We start from the raw sequence: 13,025 nt of genomic DNA, 5'->3' as shown, positions 1-13,025 counted from the left end.
AGGCATCCGCGAGAGTTTATTTAGTAAATGGCAAAGTTCAATTCATATATTGTACGTGGGCGGCCTTGTTGGTGAGTCATTTCTTCACCAACTACTTTAGCATAACCGTTATCCACTAATTTTTTAATAATGCGCTCTGTTGTGCGGCGTGTAACCTGTAAGTATTCTGCAAGATTATGGGATGTAAATTGTGCTGATTGTCGCTCTCGGCTAAAATGAATGATCTTGGAAATATTTAATGGACTTAAGCTTGTTTGCTTTGCCATTTGTAAAACGTAGGGATCATCTGTTTTTAAAGCTAGTCTTACTTCCGATTTTGGAAATGGACCTAGCAAGTTTTTATGTTCATCAAGTATATAAATTTCACAAGGTTTAGCAAATGTTAATGCATTCTTAGCATTTTGGTTTGCCTCAAATATTGAATGACCATAACCGAATGCTAGCTTAAATGGCTGATCGATTTGTTGTAATAAGTTCTGTAAGTTCTCTTTCTCGAGTGCCTTTTGCAAATGCCCAGCTGTCGTATAGAGCTCAAAAGAGTACGGAGAAATTTCTTTATAAGTTGAATGTGTAGCTGCTGAGATTTGTGTTAACATGTTATAGTCTATAGATTTATATTCAGGAGCTTCTAATAGTCCAACAACGGCTTTTACAGACTCGGATTTTGTAAGAAGTGATTGGGATCTCGTTTCCTCTAAGCATTGAATAATGGAGTTAGCTGCATCTAACATACGCATTGCAGGTATTTGAAGAGCTTGTAATTCATCAAACACACTATGAATACTTGTTATGACAAAGTCAATGCTGTTAGCTTCCCATAAAGCTATATGATGCTGCAATATAGATTGAGTAGGTTTAGTGATAGAAATAGGTTGAATATATGGTTTTGGACCACAATACTCTATTTCTGTTAGAACATTTTCTACAATAGCCGGATTCATAACATCAATGGAAATTCTATTTAAAGGTACTGCATGATTGGCTATAAGCGATAATAAAGTTGTGGAAATTGCCGTCTCATCTTGTTTTATATAATTCCAAGGTATTGGCAGTTCTGACAGTGCAGATTGGGCATGTAAGTAGGGTAGCGTTCCTCCGAATAAGAGTGCATCACATGGCTTCATTTCCTTTAACAAAACGGGTGCTTCTGTAGGTTGATTGTAAAGATAAAAATCTATTTGAATATTCTCTATGTTTTGTGCGATACTATTTATACGCTTCATAAATGCTTTAGAGCAAATAACCGCTATTTTAGTAGACATAGGCATTTTCCTTTTCTATTCTATATTTTTTCAACAATTAGCGACGTATTAGCGACAATTATATTATACAGGAGACTGATAAAAATGAAAATCCAACAAGTAGAAATTTTTGCAATTCATTTACCACTTATTGATCCGTTTATCATCAGTTATGCTACATATGATACAATGCCTTCTATCATTTTGAAGGTTACGACAGACACAGGTATTGTAGGCTACGGTGAAGCAGTGCCAGATGAACACGTAACAGGGGAGACGTGGGAGAGCACATATGCTGTATTAAAGAATCAGCTTGCTCCTGCAATCATTGGAGAAAATCCAATGGCCTTTGAAAAACTTCACGATAAATTGAACAAAGTTGTGAAGGATGTGCCGGCAGCGAAAGCAGCGATTGACATTGCTTGTTTCGATATTGCAGGGAAAGCGTTACAAGTTCCGGTGTACCAACTACTAGGTGGACGCTATCATGAGAAATTCCCGATTACGCATGTGCTGAGCATTGGAACACCTGAGGCGATGGCAAAAGAGGCGGCTAACCGTGTAGAGATGGGCTATCGATCATTTAAAATGAAGGTAGGAACAGAGGTAGCTCGTGATGTTGCTCGTATCAAAGCGGTGCGTGAACGTGTAGGTGAAGACATCGCAATTCGTGTAGATGTAAACCAAGGATGGGGCAATGCGTCAACTACATTACAAGGTTTACGTGCATTAAAGGATCTAAATATCGATTGGTTAGAGCAGCCAGTAGACAGTGAAGATATTGATGGCATGGTAGAAGTGAAGTCAAAAACAGATGTCCCATTAATGATTGATGAAGGGCTTCGCGGTGTACGTGAAATGCGCGAAATTATTGCAAAGCGTGCTGCAGATAAGGTCAATATTAAATTAATGAAATGCGGTGGAATTTATCCTGCTATGAAACTAGCGGTGATGGCTGAAATGGCAGGTATTGAATGTCAAATCGGTTCAATGGTAGAATCATCAGTTGGTTCAGCAGCTGGCTTCCATGTAGCATTCTCTAAAAAAATAATGACAAGTGTAGAATTAACAGGTCCATTAAAATTCTCTAAGGATGTCGGAAACTTACACTATGATGTGCCATTTATTTGTTTAAACGAAAAGCCAGGATTAGGTGTAGACGTAGATGAAGAGATTCTTAAAGAATTATGTAAGTTCTCAACAATTGTAATAGCCTAAGGAGGTGGCGAAATGGAAAAAATTTATGAAGGTATGCTTGGGGAAACGCCGTTTTTTGTTACAACATTAAATCTTCAGCATGTGCAAGAAATTGAAAAATTACAGCTTGAGGTTTATGAATCATTAGCAGACCAAAGTATATTACAGCCATTAAGCACGGAGGAATTTGACTATATTTTAAGAGGCAATGGCATGATGATAGGTGCTTACATAGAGGATGAGTTAATTGCCTTTCGCGCACTATTGAACCCACCTGTTGATGACGAGCACCTTGGCTATGATTGTGGGATTGCCGAAGATGAATTTCATAAAGTTTTATATCAAGAAATATCGAATGTTTCACCAACATATCATGGCTATGGTTTACAAAAAACATTAGCCCGAGTTGTCATGGATCATATCGATTTAGAAAAATATGATTATGTATGCTCAACAGTAAAGCCATATAATATCCCTAGCTTAAAAGATAAATTTTCTCAAGGATTAGTCGTAAAGGGATTAAAGATTAAGTATGTCGATAAGCTACGATATATTTTCTACAAAGACTTGCGACAAGAGCTACCAATCTTTACAGAAAAGCAGACGATATCGATGGGTGATACAGTTGGTCAGCAACAGCTTTTAAAACAGGGGTATATAGGTACTTCAATGTATGAAGATCAAAATGATTGGTTCGTCGTTTATGAAAAATAAATAATAGTAAAGAGCCTTACCTTTTACTTATTGTGAAAGGTAAGGCTTTTTTGTTAAGGAGATTTTTATTTCATTGGGCAAAAGCCACAAGCCATTAAGCCAGGTATGTCTTTTGAAAAACAACATGATTTTCGTACAGGAACGTTCACTAAATTAGTAGGGCTTTGACCTCCTGTATATTGTGCCCACCAAGATTTGTTGGAGAAACGAGCCCATGTTTTAGGATCCTCTAAAGCTTCAATATCCTCCATTGCCTGATCGGCTAGACCGGGATTAGAAAGCAATATATGGTAGTGCCAAAGTAGATATCCAAAGAAATTCTCCCAAATAGTGAGAGGGGAAATAGATGTTACTTTGCGAAGCTGTTGAACGATAACATGCCCATCGTATAGGATCTTCTCAATAACTGCTTGACGTTCATCCTCATCGACATAACGCCAATCGTTTGGGTTAACAAACATTGCGACTGTAAAACTGTCGAATTCTTTTGCTGCATCAAAGCGAAGCTCGATTGGTTTACCGTCCCACACCTCGTCATAGGCGGCAAGCATGTAAAGTTGCATAGCGAAAAACATACCGTAGCGGCGTGCAAAGTGAGAAATAGCGGCTGCTTCCGTAGCTGCGTCTGTAATTCCCATCATCAGGTTTAAAAAGTCAGGATGGTAAAAGTCCTTATGTATATCCGCTAATGTAAATAATGTCCGCTTTGGTTCTGTCGTATAAATGCTATAGGAATTCAATTGTCGAACTTGATCCATCGTTAATGCTGGCATCGTGATCACCTTTTCTTTCAGTCTTCTGTTACTTCAATTATAAATTAATCATTTTTGCTTCACAAATGGAATGCAATATAGTAAAATACATTAAACATATCTGAAAGGTAGGTTTTATGATGTGATGTCACAGCCTCATGCAATTCCAAGGCCGCTCGTACGACTCAATCAATGGACGATTCTTTTAAGTGTCATGCTAACGTGGGTAACAGGTGCCTTTTGGATTTTAGCAATTCCTTTAGTAGCAAATTTACTAGGTGTTGTATGCAATTTTAATCCAATTATTCGAGTAGGGAAGCTGTTTCTAAAAAATGCACCATCTACATATATACCAGAGGATGCACAACAGCAAAAATTTAATGCTAGAATTGCTAGCTTTTGTTTAGCAGGTGGAATTTTAGGTTACTTGCTTAAATGGCAGGTGGTTGGCTATGTCTTTACGGGAATGGTTGCTGTAGCTTCATCGTTAGCAATTGCAGGATTTTGTACAGGCTGTTTTCTACATTTTCAGCTAAAGCAATGGCAATACCGTCGCTCGTTGAAGAAGGCATAAAAAAACTTTAAAAAATTTTTAGATTAATGTTGACTTTATAATTGATAATGATTATCATTATCGTATAAAGATTATTCCTCTTCTACAATACAGTGTAGAGAGGATGAACTTTAGCTACTTTTCTCCAGAAGTTTGCTAGTTCATGATAACGCTCCTAAAACCCCCCTCATTTTTTGGGAACGTGAAAATCTCAGAGCGACTTATACCTATATGGATAAGTCGCTCATTTTTTGATTGTCTCTAGATAGGGAAATTGATTAATAAGTAACAATATGGGTATGGTATGATAAAAATGGGAATTTAACTTCTTTCAGCAGAAGTCTCCCACCTCTATAGCTGGTGAGATGAATGCAGGTATAAGTTACTTTTCAGCGGGTGTCCAAACATCCGCTGAAATAGAGGAACTCAGTCTAAGAACGCCACGTCCTGTGGCAACGACTGAGTGACCAACATCATGCTGCTGTCACTACGTTAGCACTACGCTTTCGCGCAAAAAACATCTGTTGGCCCAAAGCCTCCGGCGGATGTCACGGAAATCGGAAAGGAGTGCTTTGTGCAAGCACAAAGCCGATTCCGGACGCAATTATGCCGAGGCATAATTGATTTAGAAATAAGAGGAGGGAAATGAATGAAGAAATATATTATCACTTTGCTCATCGTTTTAGCCTTTTTTACAAACCCATCATCATCTAAAGCGGCAGAAGTACGGTGGGATGGGGCACAAGTTGTGACGGGGCAAACGGGGAAAATGACCTTTACAAAAGATGTAAAAGTGTATAAGAAAAATGCAAACGGTACATATAGCTCGATGACGGTCAAGCGCAACAACTATTTCCGAGTGTATGATATTGAAAAGTATGACAATAAAACGTTTTATTGGATGAGCTCGGGTTATCGTGTGCAAGCAACGGATTTAGTTGTTTTTAAGAAAGTACCTCTGAACATCCGCGCTTCTCTTTATGATAATCCAGCCTATATCAACATCAATCGTCAGGGCTATAGCTATGGACAACATTACCGACTTGATTCAGCCCTTTATAATAAGATTTCTATTGGTGAAAACCTATACTACTCTTATTACGATGCGGATGGTGGTTCTATTGAGGTCAATATTGACGGCTCAGATATTCGCATTTTCGAAACAACGAAAAGAGATAAAGGGCTCTATATGTTAACAGCTGATGCACAGGTGTCAGGCGGTCCAATGAATGGAGCAGGTGGGATAGGGCGGACAAAAGGAACTGCTCTTCATTCATTAGGACTTGAAATAAACGGTTACCTTTGGACGAATGAAGGCTATATCCCTGTAACATTAATCCAACCTGTGAAAAAACAAGGGAAACGCTATATTCGATATGGTGTTAATGCTGCAGCTATTAAAGGAAATCCAAAAGAGCTAAAACGTTTTGATGAAGTAATATTATTGACAGATAATGATACGGCAGCTTGGATTGAGGTAGATGGGGAAGAATATAGTGTACCGAAAAAAGTTCTAGCTACTATAAGACCGAACGAATCACCGATTATAACAACGTCTTTCTTGCCAAATGATACGATTCAGCAGCTAGTATATCAGAATTATGGTACTCCAATTGTTTATAAGAAAACGACTAATAATCACTTTGTAGCGCCAGCCTTAAAGTACATTGACTACTCTGAAACAGAAAAAAACTTTACTTACAACATGGATGGGTTCAAATATATATTTGAAAAGCCAGTTACAGAGGGCTCAAAAGTAACTAGAACAGGACATGGATGGAATGATGAAGGGTTTGTTCGTGCCATTCATTACACGATTACAACACCAGCAGGCACGTTTAACAATGTTGTGGAAACGTCCCTTAATGAATTTTATGCACCGGGCTATGGTTTCATTAGTGATGATTTTGGCAACAAATTAACGTCTTATGAATAATCTATGAAAATATAGCATTGCATCGTAGCTGTGCAATAGCATACCTACAATGATAGACGACTCACTCCTTGTGACTGAGTCGTCATTTTTGATGGAAACTGCAATTGTTCCGATAAAACGTGATAATGTTCCGATAAATCCGCAAAGTATTCCTATAAAATAAATTCATCATCATAACGTGCGTTTGAAAAAAAATGTAGCTTTCTACGTCGTACCAAAAATTACAATTTAATATATAATATACCTACAATATTGGAGGAGTGATTATCTTATGTTTTATATTAGAAATTTCGAAGGTAATATAAAAGAGTTTGAGTTCTTTCAAGAAATGTTATATGAATCTGTAATTATTCCTGACAATAAACCATCGAAAGAGGTTTTGCTAAACTCCCCTCACATAAGGAAATATCATGAAGGTTGGGGGAGGAATGGAGATAAAGTTTTGATTGCCTTTGACGAAGAAAATCAAACTGTTGGTGCAGTCTGGTACAGATTGTTTGATGAAAATAATAAAAGCTATGGTTATATTGATTGCAATACTCCCGAAATAGGAATTGCTGTTTCAAAAGACGTAAGAGGAAGAGGGGTGGGAACTTTACTGATGCGTAAAATAATTCAGCAAGCGCAGGATGAAGGATACAATACCATTTCACTTAGTGTAGACCTTGAAAATAGTTTGGCCATTAATATTTATAACAAACTTGGCTTTCGAGATTATGAAGTAGTAGGCACTTCTAAAACAATGATTTACAAATTATAGTGCTCTCTAGAATGAAAAATGTACACTACTAAAAGTGAATTTAGTAATGTACATTTTTTTGTATTTAATATTACTGCGTAGGATTGCTATGAACAGCACTTTTTTTCCCTAGTACCATCGTATAGTAGCTATGTAGCAGCATGCCAACAATGATGACACCTAGACCTGCGATAGCGATTGGATTTGGGAATGCGATGCCAAGCAACAATACTTCACCAATAATGACAAAGAGTATTTCGGTCGATTGTGTTGCTTCAACTGCTGCAAGCTTGCCTTGATGATCACGAACACGGTCAGTAGCAATGAAAAATAAAGTTGTGGCGATGACGCCAGAGCTTATACCTACAAGCAACGATTGCATCACTTGGCTGCTTGAAGGGAGCCCGACCGTTGCCAATGCATAAATGGCTAGAATAATCCATGCGGGCATCGAGGCGATAGTCATGCCAAGAACTCGTTGATATGTATCGATGCGTCCGCCACAGATTACCATCATTTTGCGGTTACCAAGAGGGTAGGCAAATGCAGCGATGACAACAGGTAAAATGCCAAGCATTAAACTTTTAAGTGGAACAGATTGTGCCTGTGGTATTTGAATAAGTAAAATGCCGGCTAAAATGACACATGAAATAAGTAATGAAATAAGCGGTATTTTTTGACGTACTGTTTTCCCGGCTACTACTGAAACAAATAGGGGGGCTAGTAATACGCCAGCGACAATTGTCAATTGCCATGTTCCGGAAACGAGCCAGCCTGGACCGAATGCTGCTGCAAATGTCAGTGGTCCATAGAACAATACGAATCCGATAAAGCTCCAAAGCAGCCAAGCGATAGGCTGTGCTTTCATTTCACCTGATAGTTGGGAAAAGCCTTTTCGATAGAAGACGATCGCAAGTAAAAACGGTAGCATGAAGAAATAGCGCAGCGATGCACTCCATAGCCAGCTACCACCTTGCATTTCCATTGCATGATTTAATATAAATGTGACAGCAAAAAAAAGTGAGGCTAAAATACCTAATGCAATTTCTTTCATTAAAATCACCTCAAAACCCTTCGTGTAATTTGAAAATTCAGTCATTGTTTTTGAAAAAGTTACGAAGAAGGGGCAAACCCTTCTTCGTAACTATTTTCCTTGCTGTTCAAAGAGCTCAACAATCTCAATAATCACTTGTATAGCTTTCTCCATCGTTTCTGCAGATACATATTCGAATTTACCGTGCATATTTTCGCCACCTGCAAAAATGTTTGGTGTCGGTAAGCCCATGTAAGAAAGCTGAGAACCATCAGTACCGCCACGGATTGGTAATGTAATTGGAGTAATATCTAACTTTTCCATTGCTGTGCGTGCAATGTCAACGATTTCTTTAACAGGCTCAATTTTTTCGCCCATATTATAGTATTGATCTTCCATAGTAATGCTTAAAGCATCCTCGCCATATTGGGCTTTAATTTTTGCCGCAGCATCAAGAATTAATTGCTTTTTCGCCTCGAATTTTTGACGGTCATGGTCACGGACGATATAAGAAAGCTCAGTATGCTCGATCGCGCCGTTAAAGCCCATTAAGTGAATAAAGCCCTCATAGCCTTCCGTTTTTTCTGGTACTTCATTGGTAGGCATTTCATTTTGGAAGGCGATCGCCATTGTGATGGCATTGACCATTTTATTTTTTGCAGAACCAGGGTGTACACTCGTACCTTTTGTCACAACCTTTACACCTGCTGCATTAAAACTTTCGTATTGTAGCTCGCCAAGTGGTCCGCCATCCATCGTATAAGCATAGTCGGCTCCAAATGCAGCCACATCGAATTTATGAGGACCGCGGCCAATTTCTTCGTCGGGTGTAAACGCTACACGCAATTTACCATGTTTAATAGAAGGAGTGTTTACTAGGTATTCCATAGCCGTCATAATTTCTGCGATACCAGCTTTATCGTCAGCGCCTAATAATGTCGTACCATCCGTTGTAATTAACGTTTGACCTACATAATTTTTAAGCTCAGGAAAATCTGTTGGCGACATCGTTAGATTTTCATTGAGCTGGATAATTCCTCCATCATAGTTGTCAATGCGCTGTGGATTAACGTTTGTGCCAGTAAAGTCTGTTGTTGTGTCCACATGTGCTAAAAAGCCAATAGTAGGTACTTTTTTATCTGTATTTGCTTCGAGTGTCGCAAATAAATAACCATTTTCATCTAATGTAATGTCAGTTAAGCCTATTGCTGCAAGTTCATCTTTTAGTATATGCAATAAGTCAAATTGCTTTTGTGTTGAAGGAGTTGTTTCGCTTGTGAAATCAGATTGTGTATCAATTTTTGCATAACGAATTAAACGCTCGATTACTTGTTCTTTCATAAGTATGGCCTCCTAATGTGTAAGTCTAAATTATTGTAACACTTTACTTCGGATTTCGGAATATTGAAGGATGCTTAATGCAATTAGTATTTGGGCACTGTAATATGTCAACATAATAACCTCATGAGAAAATGGTAAGGGCATAACAAACTTGTTAATAGATAAATAGGAATCTGATGAAATAAATAGCAGAGCTCCAATCGTTGCAAATGTAGAACCTGTTCGAATCGCAGTCCAACCCATCGTTAATATGACCGAAATATAGGCAATTACCGCGATACCAAGCACGACTTCTCCTGATGAAAACACGGTACCTGCAATCCACACAGCCATACTTGCCCCGTAAACGAGTAAGACAATCTTCGCCCAAGTCGGTACTTGTCGTTCATTAATAGAAAAAAAGGCGAGGATATAAAAAATATGACCGATTAAGAAGCTTGTTAGCCCAATTAGAAACCACTGTAGTGTATAATCACCGATCATACAAAACACAAGTCCGATGACAATCAGTAGTTGATACTTTTTAATACCTAAATTTCTTGGTGTAGCGGCTAAAATAATGATCAGAAGCATTGGAATAACTTTAAAGATAAGTATCAAGTTTTCTGGAATATGGGACAGGAAAAAAATATAATATAGACCAAACAAAATAATAAATGCTATTAAAATTTTTTTAGACAAATTTCTCATCTCCTTTTCTTTGAAATTCTTTATCTATGTTAGAATTTCCTTTATTTCTTTTGTGAAGGAAATGCACAAGAGGGTACTCATTCATCTTATGTATGAAACTTTTTTAGTATGTAGCCGTAAATAAGTGGATAGTAAGGTTAGAGAGGGTGAGCAAAATGACTAAGCTATTAATAGCTTCGGCAGTCATTGGACTAATCGCGAGTGTTTTATTAACACCGATTATAACGAAAAAACGAGAAGATGGAGGATCTAAAAAGGTAATTGGATACTTCTTTATCGGTGTATTTGTACTAGGATTTTTAGCTACTGGTATAACAGTATATGTGACAAAAATGGATGTAAACTGGCTTGCTTTTTGGCCTGCTATTATTCTATTAACATTAGGTGGAGCACTTCTTGCAAGTGGTATTGAAAGAAAAATAAAAGGTGTTTTATTTTTAGCTAGTTTAGGTGTTGCAGTGTATGTATTATCAGCTCCTTTATGGAATGCTAACGAAAAATTCAAATCAGCTGAAATGAAGGAAGAGGTTGAAATAAAACCATTCGATGAAACACAAACGCCAGCTAGTGTTCCTCCTAAATTTGCGCGTAATAAGATGAAAAAAGCGTTCGGACAAGTACCGAATACAAGTTATTATGAGCTAGGGCGCTTACAAATTCAAAAAGTGAAGGGTGAATATGTTTATATAGCGCCAGTAGAGTTTTCAGGTTTCTTTAAATGGATGAACGGCGGGACGACTCCTGGTTACTTTATAATGAGTGCAACAGATTCGGCGGATAATCCTAAATTTGTTAAGCAGGAAATGAAGTATGTTCCTTCTGCTTATTTAAATTCAAATTTAGAGCGTCATATACGTTTACAACATCCATTCCTTGTTTTTTGTGGAGACGTACAGCTTGAAATAGATGATGATGGTAAACCGTACTACATCCGTTCATATGGTGAATTTATTTCAGCACGTAATGGCTTCGATGTAAAAGGAATCGTGCTTGTAGATGCGCTGACTGGAAAATCAGAAGTTATTAAGTTGGAAGATGTCCCAGAGTTTATTGATGGAGCGGTTTCTCCAGAGACAGTAAGCTTACAAAATAGTTATTTCGGTAATTATGTACACGGATTTTGGAACAGTCAGTTTGGGAAGAAAGATGTAAAACTTCCTTCAGATGAGGGAACAGAGGCAAATGTTAGCCCGATTTTTGACGAGAAGGGCGATATGTATTATTTCACCGACTTTACAAGTCCTAAAGAGGGTGTCGATTCAATGCTTGGCTATTCCTTAACAAATGCCCGTACAGGTCAAGCAACCTATTATACTGGAAATCTAGACGCTTCTTATATGGATTCACAAGGTAACTTGCAAATTATTGAGAAGAAATTTATAGAGAAAAAATGGTCTGGAGAAATGCCGGTGTTGTATAACTTCTACGGTGAAGCTAGCTGGCTAACAGCGGTGCTTGACTCAAATGGTTTCTTACAAAATTATTTCATCGTTTCTGCGGCAAACCCTGAAATTTCGGTTTATGCGACAACTCCTAAAGAGGCACTGAAATTATATAAAACAGCCTTAAGTCGCGGTGGAACTACAGTCGAAGGAAGCTCACATGCAGAAGAGAAAAATGTAAGTGGAAAGGTGCTTCGCGTATACAAAGAACGTCTTGGAGAATATACAGTTGTATCATTTTTACTAAATAACGGGGAAAACTATTTGGTAAGCTCTGAAACAGAACCGCTTGCAATTTATTTACAAGAAGGTGATGATGTCATTCTCACTTATGGTGATACAGGAGAGCAGTTCTTACCAGTTCGATCACTGATTATTAAAGGGTTAATAGAAGAAAAAAGTTAATCTAAAAGACGATCAAGTAGTAATGCGCTACGAAGATCGTCTTTTTTATGTTGGCTGAGATTCCATATAATGAAGCATCTTTTCCTGGTGATTCGTATAAAGTGCTTGGGCATGATCGTTTAACGCAAATATTTCATGAATGTACCCTTGGAGTAATTTATGTTCATATTCAAAAGTATAAGAATCTTCATTTTCTACTATATGCGCTAATAAAAGTGTATGTAAGACAGCGACTTCTAAATTTTGTGTATTTGTTATGAATTTTAAGTTGAGGATGGTAGTGTGCGAAACGAATTGATTAACATAATCAATAGCATTCTTATAAACGGCTAAGTCAATATGTGGTTCAATTCGTTTTCTTAATAATGTACAATTATTATTTAAGTCTTGAATTTTTAAAAACAAACCTCTTACACTTCGCTTATGTTGTTGTTCTAAGGTACGAGCAAGATCTTTATTGACATAGGACATTTATACATAACTCCTTTCCACATAGTGGTCATCTATTAGTATTAATGGAATTGTTTAAAAAGGAAAGAGTCTTTTTGTTTAATTTACACCTAGATTTAACTTCTCCCACCAAAAAAAGTCTCTCACTTCTAAACGTGAAAAAACAATGTATTTTCTCATTTAATCACCTATTGAACAAAGTTTGATAAAAATGATAACTCAATTATTAAATAGGAAGCTTTTCAATGAATTGAAAAAGTATAAATTTTTATTTTAAAAAGTGTTGACCTTTTTAAATTAAGAGTGTAATATTATAGAAGTCGTTAAGACAGCTACTGAAAAACAATTAAATTAAATAAAAATTAGTTGTTGACACCTAGCGAACGACATGATATTATATAAAAGTTGCTGTTGAGAAAACGGTAGCGACATGAACCTTGAAAACTGAACAAGCAAAACGTAATCAATAAAGTTTTTAGTAGCTAACCTTGAGTTGGTGAACGAAACAAAATTTTGGACATCAAACATGATG

Annotated in this window: 12 protein-coding genes; 6 read left to right on the top strand and 6 right to left on the bottom strand. The window is 37.3% G+C overall.

The features are described from left to right. Positions 1 to 20: 20 nt before the first annotated feature. Entirely contained in the window at positions 21 to 1,262 is a 1,242-nt protein-coding gene (locus tag ACQKOF_RS19250) for a hypothetical protein (protein WP_427560471.1), read from the bottom strand. A gap of 84 nt (positions 1,263 to 1,346) precedes the next feature. On the opposite strand from ACQKOF_RS19250, the gene ACQKOF_RS19245 reads away from it, so the two are divergent. Next, positions 1,347 to 2,459: a mandelate racemase/muconate lactonizing enzyme family protein gene (locus ACQKOF_RS19245; protein WP_427560468.1), complete on the top strand. Its 1,113-nt coding sequence runs from the start codon at positions 1,347 to 1,349 to the stop codon at positions 2,457 to 2,459. Between the two features lie 12 nt (positions 2,460 to 2,471). After that, a complete protein-coding gene (locus tag ACQKOF_RS19240; protein WP_427560465.1) occupies positions 2,472 to 3,152 on the top strand; it encodes a GNAT family N-acetyltransferase in 681 nt (226 codons plus the stop codon). Positions 3,153 to 3,217: 65 nt separating this feature from the next. Here the strand turns inward: ACQKOF_RS19240 and ACQKOF_RS19235 are convergent, their stop codons facing one another. After that, entirely contained in the window at positions 3,218 to 3,925 is a 708-nt protein-coding gene (locus tag ACQKOF_RS19235) for a Fe-S oxidoreductase (RefSeq protein WP_427560463.1), read from the bottom strand. Between the two features lie 124 nt (positions 3,926 to 4,049). Here ACQKOF_RS19235 and ACQKOF_RS19230 point away from each other — a divergent pair, with 124 nt between their 5' ends. From ACQKOF_RS19230 to ACQKOF_RS19220, 3 genes are all read left to right on the top strand, one after another. Then, positions 4,050 to 4,478: a DUF4395 domain-containing protein gene (locus tag ACQKOF_RS19230; protein ID WP_427560591.1), complete on the top strand. Its 429-nt coding sequence runs from the start codon at positions 4,050 to 4,052 to the stop codon at positions 4,476 to 4,478. Between the two features lie 628 nt (positions 4,479 to 5,106). Further along, entirely contained in the window at positions 5,107 to 6,393 is a 1,287-nt protein-coding gene (locus tag ACQKOF_RS19225) for a hypothetical protein (protein ID WP_427560460.1), read from the top strand. Positions 6,394 to 6,664: 271 nt separating this feature from the next. Then, on the top strand, positions 6,665 to 7,153 hold the full coding sequence (locus tag ACQKOF_RS19220) for an N-acetyltransferase family protein (RefSeq protein ID WP_427560458.1): 489 nt from the start codon (positions 6,665 to 6,667) through the stop codon (positions 7,151 to 7,153). 70 nt (positions 7,154 to 7,223) lie between these two features. Here the strand turns inward: ACQKOF_RS19220 and ACQKOF_RS19215 are convergent, their stop codons facing one another. The 3 genes from ACQKOF_RS19215 to ACQKOF_RS19205 form a co-directional block, all read right to left on the bottom strand. Next, positions 7,224 to 8,186, bottom strand: a complete 963-nt coding sequence (locus ACQKOF_RS19215) for a DMT family transporter (protein ID WP_427560455.1) — start codon at positions 8,184 to 8,186, stop codon at positions 7,224 to 7,226. A 90-nt stretch (positions 8,187 to 8,276) separates the two neighbouring features. Next, positions 8,277 to 9,506: a peptidase T gene (pepT, locus tag ACQKOF_RS19210; protein ID WP_427560453.1), complete on the bottom strand. Its 1,230-nt coding sequence runs from the start codon at positions 9,504 to 9,506 to the stop codon at positions 8,277 to 8,279. A 30-nt stretch (positions 9,507 to 9,536) separates the two neighbouring features. Then, complete coding sequence (locus tag ACQKOF_RS19205) at positions 9,537 to 10,196, bottom strand: lysoplasmalogenase (protein WP_427560450.1); 660 nt, start codon at positions 10,194 to 10,196, stop codon at positions 9,537 to 9,539. 155 nt (positions 10,197 to 10,351) lie between these two features. Between ACQKOF_RS19205 and ACQKOF_RS19200 the strand changes: the two genes are divergently transcribed. Then, positions 10,352 to 12,043 (top strand): hypothetical protein, encoded by a 1,692-nt coding sequence (locus tag ACQKOF_RS19200; protein WP_427560447.1) that lies wholly within the window; start codon positions 10,352 to 10,354, stop codon positions 12,041 to 12,043. A 45-nt stretch (positions 12,044 to 12,088) separates the two neighbouring features. Here ACQKOF_RS19200 and ACQKOF_RS19195 read toward each other — a convergent pair whose 3' ends face one another. Next, a complete protein-coding gene (locus ACQKOF_RS19195) occupies positions 12,089 to 12,514 on the bottom strand; it encodes a hypothetical protein (RefSeq protein WP_427560444.1) in 426 nt (141 codons plus the stop codon). Between the last annotated feature and the right edge of the window lie 511 nt (positions 12,515 to 13,025).

Origin of the sequence: Lysinibacillus sp. NPDC093190 (genome assembly GCF_050280425.1) — a bacterium.
Lineage (GTDB): Bacteria > Bacillota > Bacilli > Bacillales_A > Planococcaceae > Lysinibacillus.
This window is presented reverse-complemented; position numbering and strand designations above follow the sequence as displayed.